At 67.5% G+C, this 15461-nt stretch carries 12 protein-coding genes and 1 pseudogene; 6 read left to right on the plus strand and 7 right to left on the minus strand.

The genetic code is table 11. From position 1 onward, the window contains the following. Positions 1-317, minus strand: a 317-nt coding sequence (gene lpqS, locus AWC07_RS23895; protein WP_482805315.1) for a putative copper homeostasis (lipo)protein LpqS, incomplete at its 3' end; no start/stop codon positions are given. Positions 318-724: 407 nt separating this feature from the next. Here lpqS (AWC07_RS23895) and AWC07_RS23905 point away from each other — a divergent pair. Continuing rightward, positions 725-1975, plus strand: coding sequence for a threonine synthase (locus tag AWC07_RS23905; RefSeq protein WP_244187686.1), 1251 nt, complete (start codon positions 725-727; stop codon positions 1973-1975). Between the two features lie 59 nt (positions 1976-2034). Here AWC07_RS23905 and AWC07_RS23910 read toward each other — a convergent pair whose 3' ends face one another. Next, positions 2035-3330, minus strand: coding sequence for a hypothetical protein (locus AWC07_RS23910; protein ID WP_051508068.1), 1296 nt, complete (start codon positions 3328-3330; stop codon positions 2035-2037). Then, complete coding sequence (locus AWC07_RS23915) at positions 3327-5252, minus strand: N,N-dimethylformamidase beta subunit family domain-containing protein (protein WP_208622464.1); 1926 nt, start codon at positions 5250-5252, stop codon at positions 3327-3329. The genes AWC07_RS23910 and AWC07_RS23915 overlap by 4 nt, the downstream gene beginning before the upstream one ends. Positions 5253-5440: 188 nt before the next feature. On the opposite strand from AWC07_RS23915, the gene AWC07_RS23920 reads away from it, so the two are divergent. Beyond that, entirely contained in the window at positions 5441-6805 is a 1365-nt protein-coding gene (locus AWC07_RS23920; RefSeq protein WP_036415088.1) for an FAD-binding protein, read from the plus strand. A gap of 15 nt (positions 6806-6820) precedes the next feature. Here the strand turns inward: AWC07_RS23920 and AWC07_RS23925 are convergent, their stop codons facing one another. Beyond that, complete coding sequence (locus AWC07_RS23925) at positions 6821-8083, minus strand: DegT/DnrJ/EryC1/StrS aminotransferase family protein (RefSeq protein ID WP_051508066.1); 1263 nt, start codon at positions 8081-8083, stop codon at positions 6821-6823. A 385-nt stretch (positions 8084-8468) separates the two neighbouring features. On the opposite strand from AWC07_RS23925, the gene AWC07_RS27820 reads away from it, so the two are divergent. Next, on the plus strand, positions 8469-8771 hold the full coding sequence (locus tag AWC07_RS27820; protein ID WP_167380128.1) for an Mtp family mycobacterial-type pilin: 303 nt from the start codon (positions 8469-8471) through the stop codon (positions 8769-8771). A 136-nt stretch (positions 8772-8907) separates the two neighbouring features. Here AWC07_RS27820 and AWC07_RS23935 read toward each other — a convergent pair whose 3' ends face one another. The 3 genes and pseudogenes from AWC07_RS23935 to AWC07_RS29120 all read right to left on the minus strand — a co-directional run. Further along, complete coding sequence (locus tag AWC07_RS23935) at positions 8908-10224, minus strand: MATE family efflux transporter (RefSeq protein WP_036415083.1); 1317 nt, start codon at positions 10222-10224, stop codon at positions 8908-8910. A 132-nt stretch (positions 10225-10356) separates the two neighbouring features. Further along, the gene (locus AWC07_RS29430; protein WP_036415080.1) at positions 10357-12348 is read right to left on the minus strand and encodes a serine/threonine-protein kinase; all 1992 of its coding nucleotides are present in this window, start codon (positions 12346-12348) and stop codon (positions 10357-10359) included. A 184-nt stretch (positions 12349-12532) separates the two neighbouring features. Continuing rightward, positions 12533-12627, minus strand: a pseudogene (locus AWC07_RS29120) (multicopper oxidase domain-containing protein); the annotation flags it as partial. A gap of 128 nt (positions 12628-12755) precedes the next feature. Here AWC07_RS29120 and AWC07_RS27825 point away from each other — a divergent pair. The 3 genes from AWC07_RS27825 (at position 12756) to lpqS (AWC07_RS30040) (ending at position 15241) form a co-directional block, all read left to right on the plus strand. After that, complete coding sequence (locus tag AWC07_RS27825) at positions 12756-12932, plus strand: hypothetical protein (RefSeq protein ID WP_167380129.1); 177 nt, start codon at positions 12756-12758, stop codon at positions 12930-12932. Between the two features lie 14 nt (positions 12933-12946). Next, on the plus strand, positions 12947-14458 hold the full coding sequence (locus AWC07_RS23955) for a PPE family protein (RefSeq protein WP_036415104.1): 1512 nt from the start codon (positions 12947-12949) through the stop codon (positions 14456-14458). A gap of 333 nt (positions 14459-14791) precedes the next feature. Continuing rightward, complete coding sequence (lpqS, locus tag AWC07_RS30040) at positions 14792-15241, plus strand: putative copper homeostasis (lipo)protein LpqS (protein WP_482805314.1); 450 nt, start codon at positions 14792-14794, stop codon at positions 15239-15241. Positions 15242-15461 lie beyond the last annotated feature (220 nt).

Genomic DNA, 15461 nt, shown 5'->3' on the forward strand with positions numbered 1-15461 from the left:
TCTTGCCCGGTCAAAGCAGCGGCGAACCCACCCGGCGGACCCCGCCCCGCCGAGACCACAAGTTGGGCCAGCAAACCTGTGACGACGACCATCGCCGCCGCGAAGCCAACCGCGGCTATGGCCGTGGACGGCAAGTTGGGCACCACGACCTCCGTGAACGCTTCGTGGTGGTGTGCGCTCGAGGAGCCGTTGTTCAGGTGCGGGTGGTCAATGTCGATCGCGGACTCAGCGCCCAGCGATGAAACCAAAGCGTGCGGTGGGTGAAATGGCGGGGATACGTGCCTAAGGATGTCGACGTGCGCCGCGAGCACGAGCATCCCCGCCACAGCCACCACGGTGACGAGGGATCGCGGCCCTAGCCGACTGCATCCAGCGAGGCGCCGGACTTCCGCCCAGATCCTCCGATACCCCATACCCGTTAACGGTACCGCAGCGCCGATCGCTTTTCCAACGGCAAGGACAGGTTTGTTCCGGCGACGCCCCGCCACTCAACCCGGCTCCCGGCTGCACGGCGCGCGCCCAGCTGGTGCGCCCGCAAAACCAAGGTGACTGCCGATGCCACGATGGATCGCAGATAGCAGAGTATGCGTGTCGGCGGCAGGTTGTTGAGGGAGCAGATCGGGGCCAACGAGAACACGCCTCAGGCGCGTTGACATGCTCGCATCACCGATCACATCAACCTCGACTGTCCCAGCTTGGCTCCTCCGTGTAAGAAGACATAGATATGAGCGCGCGCTATCTCGGATTTCTCCGTTGTCCCCGGTGCGGGGAGGTAGCACCAGAAGACCGAGCACCGTTCGGCTGTCCCCGTTGCGCCCGCGGCGATGTGGGTGTGAATCTCACCCCCGCATACGCGCTGACAGCTGGCTGTTTGCCGTCCGAGGCGTCTCAGCCAGGAATCTTCGAATTCCGCGATCTGCTGCCTTTGGCGCCCGAGAATGCTCCGGTGACCCTGGGAGAAGGTCAGACGCCCGTAATTCCGTTGAATCGGCTGGGACCTCGGCTTGGGCTGCACAGACTCATGCTCAAAGACGAAGCCCGCAATCCTACATGGTCATTCAAGGACAGGCTGGCGGCGGCGGCTGTCACAAAGGCAGCGGCGGCTGGAGCTTCAACTGTCATCGTCTCCTCAACGGGAAACCACGGCGCGGCCGTGGCCGCCTACGCAGCCGTGGCCGGCCTTAGCTGCGTGGTACTTACCGTGTCGTCGGTGCCGCGGGAGATAAGCACCCTGATGCAAGCTTATGGCGCCTGCGTCGTGGCGTACGAGAATGGCCCGGACCGGTGGTCGGTGCTGCGGCAAGCGGTCGAGGCGTTCGGCTGGACGCCGATATCCGGGGTTGTGACCCCCCCGATCGGTTCTAACCCGTTTGGTGTGGAGGGATACAAGACGATCGCCTATGAGCTATGGCGCCAACTTGGGGAAGCGCCCGACGTTGTCGTCGTCCCAACAGCCTACGGTGACGGGCTGGCCGGTATCCGCCGGGGATTTTCTGACCTCGTCGAGCTCGGTCTGAGCACCCGCATGCCCAGGTTGGTCGCGGTCGACCCGTTTGGCGCCTATGCCCGCGGGCTGCAATCCCCACCGGGAAAACAGCCGACCGTTCCCACTCGGCCCTCGACTGCATTCTCGGTCGCTACGCGGGTCGCGACCTATCAGGGACTGGACGCAATCCGGGCCACCGACGGCACGGCGGTTGCCGAACCAAGCAATGACGCGATTGTTCGCATGCAACTCGAATTAGCGGCGAGCGAAGGACTTTACGCAGAAGGCGCGTCCGTGTTGGCGGTACTCGCCGCTGCGCAGCTGGCCGCGCGGAGCTGGATCGATGCTGATGAGCGCGTCGTGCTGGTGTCGACGTCGACCGGGTTGAAGGATCCCGGCCCGGCGGCCAGCCACCTGCCCGATTTGCCGGTCCTCGAACCCACCCTGAAAGCCCTCGAAGGCGCGCTGCCGGCGGGCATGTGCCAATGACAATGCGGACCCGAATCCGGGATCACCCCCGGGCCTGGCGGGCGTGCCCGCTATCTGTCTCAGCTGCTCCTTGCTCGGCATCCGGGCGTGCTGATTTCCTGCACCTCCCGAATCCGGTCCAGCAAGCCTGAGACGCACTTGACCCGGACCGTGGTATCCGTCGCGTGCCCGCCCAAGCTGATCAACGTCGATCCAGCCGAAAGCCCTAGCGCTTCAAGGCAATCCGTGATTACTTCGGCATCCGGCGGGAAGTAACGCAGCGTAGCAGACAGCACACCGGTCAGCTCTTCGGACAACGCCTTGATCTGATGCGTGCGCATGCGAGAGATCGGTTGGGCGACGCCGGACACGGTCGGTTCGGCTAGGCGCACCGGGTCCACCCGCGAGGATCGGAAGCGGCACACCCGCCATTGCGCGACCGACGGCACACCCGCGGACAGGTAGGCGGCCAAGGCGCGCCGCGCACTGATTCGGATCGCGCGACGATACAGATCCATCAGGACATTGTCGTCGTCGGGCCGAAAGTCCCAAATGCCCACCAGCCGCGCCGAACCCAGGGCATGCACCCCGCGCAGCACACCGGTGATCTCGTTGTATGGGACGAACCCGCCGGCCTCGGCCAGCGCGGAGACGCGCACCATCAGGTTGCCGCTCAGCGCGATCGACTCCGCGTAGCGCGCAAACTGCTCGGTGTGTTCCGGATCGGCGGCGGTGGCCCTCTGGCGGCGTATGAACCTGGCGGCAAGCAGCGCGCGCAGCGCGTCGGCGGCGAAGAACACCGGCAGCATCGGGGCGGGCGCCCACCGGCTGTCGAACAGCACCGGGCCGGCCGCCAGGTCGGCCCGCACCGGTCCGGTCACCGCCTGGCGCAGCTCCTCGAGGACTCCCGCCGGAATCGCCACCAGGTCATCGTCGGCGACGACAAAACCGGTGCTTGCCGGATCCAGCCGCTGCACCCGAATCACCGCGTCCAACATCAGCTGGCGAAGCTCCCCAACTCCCATCCGGCTCGGCATCACCACCTCGGCGATCCCGAAGCGCACCGCCGCCGAACCCGCCCGGGAGATGGCCGCACGCGCCCGCATCATGGTGTCGTCCGCGGGCCTGCTGGCCGGCCGGTTAACCAAGAACACCACCGAGATCGGCACCGAACACCGCTGCCGGGCCAGTTCGGCGATGGTGTCATCGAGCACGGCCCCGCTCTGCCCACCGAATCCGACCGTGGGAATCAGCACCGGCACCGCGGGGCCCGCCGGAAGCTGGCCGGCCAACTGCTCGACGACGTGGTCGAACAACCGCCGATGGTCGGGACCGGCCTCCTCGCCGGCAGGCCGGCCGGTCAGATACCCGGTCATGGCGCTTTCTCCTCGGTCTCCTGCACGAAGGGCGCGGCGATGCGAGCCAACTGATCCGCACGCACCAGCACCTTCCGGAGAGTGTCGGCACCCATCGGCTTGCGCAGCCCATCACGAACGGGATCCCATCGCGGATCACCAAACGGGCGGTTACCCACGCCCACCTCGGCAGTCGGCGATAGCGCGGGCACCGCGGCGATTACCAGGTCCCGGAGCCCGCACAACACGTCGACCTGGGCGGCCTGCCGCCGCGACAGCACCGGCACGGACGTCCAACCGAACAGACGTTCCTCCTCGTCCTCGACCAACACCGTGACGGTCAGCGACCCCGGCTCGTCGGGTACGGTCGTCGCGCAAGACAATCCACCCTCAACCGGTTCAGCGGGCCGATCCCCGGCCGATATCGTCCACCAGAACCGGGTGCCATCGCGGACCGGCCGGTCCAATGCCACATGAAACGTCACCGGATGCCCGGCCACGGCCAGACAACGGCCATGCCGAGCCGGAAACGGTCCCAACACCCGCACCCCCCGGTTGACCAGCCGGCGCAGCACGTTACGCGTCACTCCAGCCACCACCGAATTGCCCTGCTCGAGAACCCTGGGCCAGTCGGTGGTCCCGCAGGTGAAAACCGTCCCGATAGCGCTGTAGGCGCCCAGCACAGCATTGGCTTCCGCTCCCGCCGGGCGATCCTGCCAGCCCTCCCCCAGCTGCGCGACGCCAAGCACCGCCAGGTCCAGCGGGGTGCCGTCGGTGCCGGCGGCCCGCAGCTGGCCGTCCGGCCCCCGGTCGAGGGTCGCCCCGTCGCACTCGTAGCCGACCAACCGTTCTTCGGCGCCGAACGTGTCCCCGGTGCGTAGACCCAAACCCTCGTACACCCAGTGCCCGCCGTGCTGCACCGTGTAGCCGACGGGGTCTCGCGGGCCGTCCCACCAGCCGCCGCCGCGGCGATAGCTGACGCCGGTCATGGCGTTCTCCGGCGCGCTGCGCCACCACTGCCCGCCCTTCGGATGGCTGACCGGCGGGTGCACACAGGTCATATCACCGTTGTCGGCCAGGTCGATACGCCACCAGCTGGTGTTGCCGCTGAAGAAGGCGACGTTGCCGCCCGCCGCGACGAACTGTTGGACGGCTTGACGCATCCGCGGGCTCCAGTACTCGTCGTGGCCGACACTGAGCAAGAGCCGGTAGCCAGACAACAGATCGGGGTCGCGATGCAGGTCGAGGTCGGTGCAGAAATCGACCGCGACACCCTCCCGCTCCAGCCAGCGGAGCATCGGCAGATCCCAGTGCGCGAACCCTTCGCGCGGGGTGCTCTCGTCGTAGACGTCGATCGCCTCGGGAAACGAGAGTTGACCACCGGTGCCACCGCCGGGACGACGGGTGGTCAGCACCGTGGCGGTTGCCGTGGGCACGAACGACGCCGTGTGGTACATGCTGCCGCCGCCCGATGCGTTGTAGGCGTGGTAGGTGGCCCAGGACAGCTTGTACAGAATCCGTGGCCCATCGCCGGCCTGTCGCCGGACCACGAACAGTGTCCGGCCCGACCGCGCGTCGATAGCGGGTGCCGCATCCGGCGAGTCGATCACGGCGGCGGCGGTGATCACCGCGAGATACACACCGCCCGGCCAGCTGTCGGGGATGTCGAATTCCTCCGGCGGCCAGCCCCAGTCCTGATCCGGCAGCCCCGGCGACAGGTCGTATCCGTGGCACGGTGGACTTGTGCCGAGGTGGACGGTTTGCAAGCCGACCCGGAAGAACGCCACTCGGTAATGGGATTCGGCGGTCGACACGTGCAGCACCAGCCGTCCGCCCGGGCGGACCGTCGGCTCGCGCGGGTACACCTGCGCAGCTACCTCGCGTTGCGGTCCGGTTCGTGCCGATCGCGGTCCTGCCGACCCACCATTGGAGGCTCCTGGCACCGCGAATCCTTTGTCCATGCAAACCCCCGAGTTTGCCGTCCGCTACCTAAGCGGGCGGCGGATCACGCGAGCTGTCCGGTGATACAACGAGAACCGGTCCCGTCAGATATCAAATCTATACCCACGCGGGGTATACGCTAAACCTTGGCTAAGCCGGCAGTTCGGGTGCCGAGACAGAGTAGTAGGACATGAGCGAAACCGCCGACGTGGTAGTGGTGGGAGCCGGGCTGAGCGGTTTGGAATGCGCGAGTGCAATCGTGGCGGCGGGGGTTGGCGACGTTCTCGTCGTCGAGACCGGCGGCGCACGCACCGGCACGACGGCCCCGACCCCGCTGGCATGGGTCAGCACCGCGCCACCGCATTATGTGCGCACAAGCCGCGAACGGCTGGTCGGCGGGCGATCGCTGGACTGGCACGGGGTGGTGCTGCGGCTCGAGGAGTGGGCGCTGGCCGACCCGGCCTGGCCCGCACCGGCCCGGTCGGCGCTGTCGAGTCTCTACGAGCAGGTCGAGGGCGAATTGGCGGATTGGGCGGGCGGCACGCTGAGCCGCGATCGCCAGATCCACGGCTTGGGGCGCGTGTTGCCTGCGGGTCAGGCGGTGCCGCAGGCGGTGCGCCCAGACGGCGACGGCGGCTGGCGCGCCTACACACCGCTGGACCGTTGTACCAGCTGGATGGCCTCCGGCGAGCGCGGGGGCCAGCCCAGGGTCCGCACCGGGTGCCAGGCGCTGACCTTGGTGACCCGGGCGGGCAGAGTCAGCGGGGTTCGGGTGCAAGATCGCGGCACCGGCGACACTGAGACGATCACCACCACCACCCTGGTGCTCGCCGCGGGAACCCTGGACAACACCAGGCTGGTGGCGCAGCTGGCGGGAGCCGACCGGCCACCGGCCTTCACCGGCGTGAACGACCACTTGGTGCAGGGCTTTGTGGTTCGGCTGCCGCCCGCCGCGCTTGGCTGGCCGCAGCCGGCGGACGCGTTTGAGTACCTGGCTTGCGGCAACATCCGGTCCAACCTGTTCGCGCGCACCCGGGCGGTGCCGGAGAACACCCAAGAGGTGCTCCTGGATGTGTGGGCAATGGGCGAGCAGTTACGTTCGGAGCACAATGCTGTCTCGTTCCCCGACCCGGGACGGGTTCCCTGGTACGGCCTGGTCACACCAGGGCTGAGCGAACCCGACCGCGCGGTGCTGGCCGGGCAGCGACGTGAGCTGACCAAGCTGTGGACACGCCTTGCCGGACGTCAGGCCACAGCCTTGCGTCTCCCGGACTTCCTGGACACGCCATTCGCCTTCGATCGGGCACTGGCCCGGGTCATGAGTGAACCGCTCGCGGTGCCGGTCGGCTACTGCTGGCCGCTGGGGACCGTCGAGCACGAATCAGGCACGCTGCCGCTGGGCGGGGCGCACGTCGGCGAGACCGGTGAACTGAGCGCCGCCGCCGGCGGATATGTCGTCGGGCCCGCGACGTTTCCCCGCTCGGGCGCCGCGAACCCGTCACTGACGACCCTGGCGCTGGCCCGCTGGACGGCAGCCAGGGTACTGACGGGCTGAATCGCCGCAGCAGCGTCACAGTGCGCCTGCGTGCCTGGCGACCTTATGGAACGCGGCTACGACAACCTCCAGCCCCGTCGGAGTGCTCAGCAGCACCCGGTGCGGCAGCAGCATCAGGTTGTCGTAGAGGTGCTCGGCGTCTGGAAAGCGGGTGCCGGCCGGCGGCCGCAGCCGTTCGCGCAGCCAGCGGTAGCGCGGTTTCGTCTCCGGGCAGTACAACCGGTTCTGGTGTAACGGACGGTCGGCGCGATACACCCGCACACCCAATTCGGCGGCCACCGCCGCGCACACGCGATCGGTGGGCGCACCGGCGAACGCGTCGGGATCTCGCCGCACACCGTAGGCGAACACGCTGGGCAGATCGAGTTGCGCCGGCCGCGCCAGCGGCCGCAAGCCCGGCACCCGGGCGAGTTCGGCGTCCAACAGCTCACCGGCTTGGGCGCGCTGATGCAGCTGCGCCGGCAGCCGCTCCAGCTGGTCGAGCAACAGCGCTGCCGATAGCTCGGGCAGGCAGTGGTTGGTCCCCATCACCTCGCATGCCTCGGTGAGGTAGGGATAGCCGATCGCCGGATCCGCCTGCGGGTAGCGACGCGAGTCCGCCCGCAACTGCTGCAACCGGTCGTACAGGTGCGCGTCCGACGTGCAAACCGCACCGCCTTCCCCGCAGGTCAGCACTTTGCCCTGTTGCATGCTGAATGCGCCGACGGTGCCCAGTGAGCCCGCCGCCCGGCCGTTCCAGCGGGCGCCGTGTGCTTGCGCGCAGTCCTCGATCACAGCCAGGCCGTGCCTCTTGGCGATGGCGCCGACGGCATCCATGTCGGCCATCCGAGAATGCAGGTGCACGACGACCAGTGCCTTGGTGCGCTCGGTGATCGCCTCGGCCACCGCTGCCGGGCTGACACAGCCGGTGCCCGGGTCCACGTCGGCGAAGACCGGCACCGCGTTGACGTTGAGCACCGCGGTGGCAGTGGCGACCCAGGTGAAGACGGGAACCACCACTTCGTCTCCGGCGCCCACCCCAACCGCCTCCAACGCGATGACAAGGCTGCTGGAACCGTGGTCGGTGCTCACGCAATACGGGACCCCGAGGAACTCGGCGAAGCGCCGGGCGAACCGGCGCTCATAGGGCTCGACGCCGGTCCAGCCGCCGGTCAGCGTCCATCGGCCACTGGTCAGGGCCGCGGTGACGCGTTCGATCGTGGCCTGGTCGCACTGCGGCCACTCGGGCCAGCCGCCCGACCACAGCGGGAGACCCCCGTGCAACGCCAACTCTGCCATGACACCTCCAGGCCGTGCTTCGAGACGATCACCTTACGTGGCATGGCATCCAGGCCAGCCGAAATGGGCGGCGAGCCCGGCCGGCGTCCGGGTGAGGCGGGCTAGTAGCGGCATCGCATAACGTCGTGCTGCCATGGCGTAGATCCCTCACGGCTGGCATGCGATCTGGCGGCTACCGACGAGCCACTTGCGCCGTTTCCGTGGCTGGCCGGATACCGGAACCGTCTCTCAACCAAGCCGCAGGGAATCGCCGCGGCCGCCGAACCCGTCCAAGGTCGGCTTCTCCCCGGACGACGCCACTGCCGCTTAGCGTTGTGGACGGGATCGGAGGCGCCGGGGCCGTACGCGCAAGTTTGCCGAGCTGAATCGCGGGTATCCCCGGGTCATGAGGAAGAAGGTCAGGAAACAAAAGGTGGCAATCGCTGCGGCGACGATCGCGATCGCAGCCGGTTTAGGGGTGGGCGGTGCGGCTGATGCCCAGGCGCGGCCAGCGCCCCTCCCGACTGACCCGTGGTGCCCCGGGTGGTTCTGGAACCCCGTTTGGGGGCCCAATTGGGATTGGGACCACTGCCATGACTCGTACCGCGGCGGCGGACACGGCGGCGGCGGACACGGCGGCGGATACGGCGGCGGCGGACACGGCGGCGGCGGATACGGCGGCGGCGGACACGGCGGCGGCGGACACTAGTGCAGCGTGGTGGCTGCCTGGCAGCCTGAGGGCTGAATCCCGGTCAGCCGCGGTAGTGGTCTTCGCCGCCCGGGGCATTGTTCCCGGCGCGGCTACCCCATAGGGGGGCGAACGTCAACGCTGAGGAGGCGGTCCGTCAGCCGGTCCCTGTGACTAACCAGCGACCGGAGAGGGTGCGAACGCCGACCAGGACAAGTCGGAGCGCCGTAAATGTGGCGAGACCGGACCAGATTCCTGCCAGCCCCCAGCCGAATACGAGCGACAACCAGATCAGCGGCAAGAAACCTACTGATGCGCCTATCACGGTGACGTTGCGCAGGAACCTCGCGTCTCCCGCGCCGAGGAGCACCCCGTCCAGACCCCAGACGATCCCGGCGATGGGAAGCTGGCCGGCCAGAAACCACCAGGGCACCTGGATCATCGCCAGCACCGACTGGTCGTCGGTGAACAGCTCGGGCACCACGGGCGCCCCAACGGCGAGTAGCAGCGCCAGCGCCGAGGCTGTCAGCAGTGAGAACGCCGTAATGCGCCCCGCCACCGACTTGGCGTTCGCGGTATTGCCAGCCCCCAGCGCGGCTCCGACCAGCGCCTGTGCCGCGATGGCCAGCGAATCAAGCACCAGCGCGAAGAAATTCCATAACTGCACCACCACTTGATGCGCGGCGACCGCCGCGGCCCCGAACCTGGCGGCTACCGCCGCGGCCGAGACGAAACAAACTTGGAAAGCGACGATGCGGACGAACAGATCGCGGCCCAGCACCAGCTGCGCCCTTAGCACCGCACGGTCGACGTGCAATGAGATCTGTTCGGCCAGCAGCGCCCTGCAAAACAGCAGTGCGGCCAGCCACTGCCCGGCCAGGTTTGCCGCCGCTGAGCCGGGCAGCTCCAGGCGCGGCAGACCCAGCCATCCGTAGACCAATAGCGGGCACAGCAGCGCCGATAGCCCAAAGCCCGCGACGACATAGCGCAGGGGACGCACAGTGTCCTGCACCCCGCGCATCCACCCGTTCCCCGCCAGCGAGACGAGAATCGCCGGCGCGCCCAAAATCGCGATTCGCAGCCAACGCAACGCCGCCTCGGCGATATCACCGCGGGAGGCGATCACCGACACCAGCGGCAGGCCGGCAGCTTCCACCACGATGGTGATCACCGAGCCGATGGCCAGCGCTAGCCATGTCGCCTGTGTCCCTTCGTTGACGGCCGCCGCACGATCGCCGGAGCCGAAGAACCGTGCTGCTCGCGCCGTGGTTCCGTAGGACAGGAACGTCAACTGCGACTCGCTGAGCACCAGTCCGCCAATGGCCAAACCCGCCAGCGGAAGCGCGCCCAGATGCCCGACCACCGCGGTGTCAAACAGCAGATAGAGCGGCTCGGCGGCCAGCACGCCTAGTGTGGGCAGCGTCAGCGCCGCGATCTGTCGCCCACCGGCACCGGGCCGGGATTTGTCAGTCAACGCTGGTCAGCCTCGTCGGAAGTCCTCGGCTTGCTCTTGCCCGATGCGCCTGTCGGCGCGCAATGCGCTGACGACCGCGACGCAAAGCCGCACACAGCTGCCGCGCAGCACTTGTCCCAGGCTATTTGACAGCTAATCGCCGGTACGGTCGAATTTTTCGTCGAAATGTGCGCTGTGGGTGCAGGCCCCAGTCTGTTCGTGATGACCGCGCCCGGCGAGCAGCGTAATCGGGTCCTGCGGTGGTTGGGGCAGCGAAAACTCCGCGGTTTCCTTGACCGGCGCCGTGCCCCCGTTGGCGCACTTTCCGTCCGCCCCACTGGACCAGGTCCAGCTCCCGCTGCTGAATACGAGTGGCTTCGAACTATCGGGCAGCGCGTGGAAAAAGCTCATGCAGCGATCACCTGTGCGAAGACAATCGGTACGAACAACCCAGTCGTACACGTTCGGTTTCATCCCCGCCTCTTCCCAGGTGATCGTGTCGCGGTACCGGCCGTGCAGCGCCTCGGCCGGCGACACCACCCGCGGCGGCTGGCTCGCCGGGTCGGCAACGCTATTGACGTCGACGTCTCCGGTGCGGGTGAAGGTCACCGGCGTTCTTGTCGCGCAGCCGTTGGCGCTGGTCTTGCTGACTTCACCGGTCAGCGTGCTGTCCGGACGCGGCTGCAAGGTCATCACCACCCAGAATTCGGAGGGAGCGTCACGGCATGTGTCGGTGCTGAGGCCCACGGCCAACCAGCGTCCGCCGACATCGTCGAAAACCATCGCCGACAGCGCTGTGGTTTCGCCACTAATGCGTGACGCCGTCGCCAGGCACCCGGTGGGGCGGCATACCGAGCGCACGCCCCACGTGGTTGTCGACGGCTTCGAACCGGCGACAGGCCCGCCGTCGAGGCCAGGCCCGAGGGCCTGTCCATAGTCGCCTTTGTATGTCCCGGTGAAGGGTCCTCCGGGGGGACCCGCGCTGCTCGCCGCCCCGGCACTCGGCGGCGCCGAGGCGGAAGGATGCTCGTGCCCGGCAAGTTTGACGATCGCGAAGATGCCGCCACCCCCGATCAGCAACGCAACGGCCACCAAAGCGCCAACCAAGAGGTGGGTGCGCCGCTCCCGTCGCTTGCCGGCCGGTGGCGGTGACGGTGCTGGTAACGATGGTGGTAATGGTGGTGGTAACGGTGGTGATGACGGTGGCAGCGGCCGGACGGGCGCATAGCCTGCGCCTGCCATTTGGGTGTCTTGGGCGTTTGGCCCGAGGATCGGTTGTGGCCCGAACCGGGTAGGGGCGGTGCCCCAATCCAACGCGCGGTGCAGCTGAGCAGCGAAGTCCTGGCAGCGGGCGAATCGCTCGGCCGGTTTCTTGGCCATCGCTGTGGCGAACACCGGCTCCAGCGGCGCCAATTCGGGGCGGTGTTGGCCGATCGGTGGCGGCGGGGCCATCACATGCTTGGTGATGACGACCGCGGCGCTGGGATAGTCAAAGGGCTGCCCGCCGGTGAGCAAGTGAAAAGCACTGCAGGCCAACGCATACTGATCTGCGCGGCCGTCGATGGGCTCACCCATCAGCTGTTCGGGCGCGGCATAGGCAATTGTGCCCATGGAAACGTTGGTGGCGGTCAGACCCGCAGTGTCATCGACAGACCGGGCGATGCCGAAGTCGGCCAAAAATATCCGTTGTGCTTCCGAACCCAGGTCGGCGATCAGGATGTTCGAGGGTTTGACGTCACGATGCAACAGACCGCGCTGGTGCGCGTAATCCAGGGCCGCCGCCACGGCGGTGACGATCTGCATGGCCAGGATTACCGGCATCCCGCTGGGATAGCGCTCGCGCAACAGTCTCGCCGCGTCAGTGCCAGCGACAAAGTCCATCGAAATCCAGAACTGGCCACCGAACTCGCCCCGGTCGTGGATGCCGACAATGTTGGGATGCGAAAGGGTGGCGGCGATGTCGGCTTCGCGCACAAACCTGGCCCGGTATTGCGGGTCAGCGGTGAGCTGCGGCGAGAGCACCTTCAGGGCATCTTGGCGCGGCAACCGCGGATGCTGGGCCAGATATACCGTGCCCATCGCGCCCGCACCGAGCACCCGCAGAATGGTGTATCCCGCAAAAACCTCACCGACCGCCATTGGCATGGGCAAATAATAGGTCCGCGCGGCCAGTTAGTCCCGGAAGCGGGCGTCAAAGCGGCGGTATCCGATACCGGGCAGTGAAGCCGGCTTTGTCGTGTTCCTCGCGACGGCACCAGGATGGCCGGCGGCCGTCGGGGTGGCAACGCCGGTGAAAGCCGGACCTCGGTGGGCACCACCGGATACCCGCGATATTCGCCGTGGCCGGAAAGACACCGTCCATATCGTTGCGGATCGCGATGCCATGCCAATGCACCGACGTCGGACCGCTCAGCCGGTTTTGACCGTAATCGCCAGCTCATCGCCGATCGGAGTGGCCGGCCAGTTCGTCCGCCCGAAGGGATACTTGTTAATGACAATCATGTTCATTAAAGTCGGAGTTCGGTCGGATTCATGTGCAGGAGCGGCAGCAAGTGTCACGTCGAGCGATAGAAGTCCTGGCCACCGCCAACGCGGATAGCGCGGTGCTCACCCAGGGCGGGGAGGGGCTGGGTCCCAGTGCGGTCGCGGTGGCTGAGTCGCGAACCGGCCTCTTGAACAAGGACGGGCAGGCCTTGGCGTCACATCAGAGCCCCCGCGGTGCGCCGTGATCGTCCCGCTGTGGATGGCATTGCCGCCGGAAGTGCACTCGACGTTGCTGAGCAGCGGCCCGGGTCCTGGCCCGTTGTCGGAGGCCGCGGCGGCATGGTCGTCGCTGAGCGCCGAATATGCTTCTGCCGCAGAAGAACTCGCGGCGGTGTTGGGCGCGGTACAGGTCGGCGCTTGGGATGGCCCCAGCGCCGAGCAGTATGTCGCCGCGCATCTGCCGTACCTGCTGTGGTTGGCGCAGGCCAGTGCCACCGGCGCGCAGACGGCAGCCCAGCATGACACGGTGGCAACCGCCTACACCACGGCACTGGCGGCCATGCCGACTCTTGCCGAGCTGGCCGCCAACCATGCCATGCACGCGGTTTTGGTGGCAACCAACTTCTTCGGGATCAACACCATCCCGATCGCCCTCAACGAGGCCGCCTATCTGCGGATGTGGATCCAGGCCGCCACCACAATGAGCACCTATCAAGCAATCGCCGGCGCGGCGGTGGCGGCGGTATCGCGCGTCTCGCCAGTGCCGCAGATCCTGAAATCCGACAGCACCAGCGGCAGCGACGGCTGCAACCTCGGCACCCGAACAGATCCATGGACCGGAGAACCCGAGGTGGTTCTTTGCCCGACCGACCCACAGTTCTATTTGGGCTGGGCGTCCGAACTTAGTGAGCAGCTGCCAGGGCTTTGGAACACCCTGTTGACGAATCCAGCGCAGGTGCCAACCTTTCTTGCCGTGATGGAAGCCGATTTCATGTTCCATGTGCAGGTGGTTGTCACCTACCTGATTCAATCTCCGCAGTTGTTGTCGGTCGGCCTTGGCCTGGCGATCGCGAATCTGGGCGCGGTCAGCGGCCTGGCAGCAGGGAGCGGCCTAGCCGGCCTGGCCGCGATACCTACCGGGGGCGCAGCCGCCGAACCTATCCCGGTCGCGGCCGAGCCGAAGTTGGCGACCATCGGGCTCGCCCCGACTGCATCGAGTGTCGTGAGCCCCGGCTCGGCTCCCGCTTCCAGTGCGGTGCCCGCGCACACACCAACCGCCACTCCGGCCGGCCCGCCGCCGCCGGTCGCGGGTGTCGCGGGGTTCGGCTACCCCTACCTGGCCGGCGGCCCCGGCATTGGGTCTGACTCGCGGATGAGCACCAGTGCCAGCTCCGGCGCCAAGAAGGAGGCGCCGGAGCCCGATACCGCCGCGGCCCCGGCGGCAGCCCGGGAGCAGGCGCGAGCACGGCGGCGCCGGCGCGCGACGCTGCGTGGGCATGGCGACGAGTTTATGAATATGGACGTCGAGGTCGCCCCGGACTGGGGCCGGCCGCCGGGTGGCCAAACCGTCGGCGCGGTGGTGAGCTCCGAAGACGGTGCGGCGCCGTTTGGTAGTGCCGGCATCGTTTCGCAGGACAGCATCCCCACGGCAGCGGGATTAACGACGCTAGACGATGACGGATACGGCGGCGGCCCACCGATGCCCATGGTGCCGGGCACCTGGTCCCCCGACCAGCCCGATGCGGCAGGAGGAATTGGACGGCCCAGCTGATGCTCCAGATCTATTGCCCGGCAACTGATTTGGAACGCTGCGACTATCCGGCTTTGGACGCGGGCACCCTGTAGCAGTCGGCCGGCCACTCGGCGCCCGGCGCTAGCTAGCGTGGTCTTGATTGGGCTTCACGACAAACGGAGCCGTGGGCAGCAACGGTCTTGTCAATAGCCGGGTCGTCGGACCAGAAGACTTGACCAACACGTCTCTCCGCGCCAACGGATCCGGCTTGCGATCGTTGGCCATCGAAGCGGGCTCGTCGTAGAAACGTCACCGAAATGCTGCGCTCGAAGTCGTTGGGTTGCGGCACCCGGTGGTGTACCCTGGGCGGGTATGGGGCACATCCGGTTATGGTCGGGTGTCCGAGGTGTCTCGGCATGCAGACCGCTGCGGCTGCGATTCGCTGTCGCGGTAGCGGCTGCGGTGGCGATGCTGGCGATCGTTGGCCACTGCGGGGCGGCGCGCACCGTGTCTGCGACGGCTAACGCACCGCAACCCCTTCTGTCCACATCGCTACCCGGCGCCCTCGCCGTCACTGCGGATCAGCCGCAACTTGTCCAAGGGCTGCCGATTTGCAAGTCGTCGAAGGTATCTGCGATCGCTGCGCAGCCCCAATCGGCGGTCACCGCATTAATTGTGGTGGGCATCGTTTTGGCGGCGCTCGCCGGCAAGGGATGGCTGACTCACCTTGTGGGGCCGGCCGGTCGTAGTCCCCCGCGTGCGCCGGCCACCGTCCTCACTGGTCAAGACCTCTTGACCCGGTTCTGCTTGGCTCGCCGCTGACTGGTCAGCATCAGGCCGTGGTGTTATGCCACGACGGCCGGTGACAGCTGACTCACGTCCACCTCCGCGCCTCATGTCGCGGCCTCGATTAAAGCGGCGATCGCATGAATCATGTCGTGTCCAAGGACCCCCTTGGCTACATCAACCGTGCACTGCGCAGCTCGTGGCAACCGGGCCACCCGAGCGGGTACGACACCACCGGCCAACGTCGCCACCGCGA

The sequence above is a fragment of the Mycobacterium gastri genome (assembly GCF_002102175.1).
GTDB classification, from domain to species: domain Bacteria; phylum Actinomycetota; class Actinomycetes; order Mycobacteriales; family Mycobacteriaceae; genus Mycobacterium; species Mycobacterium gastri.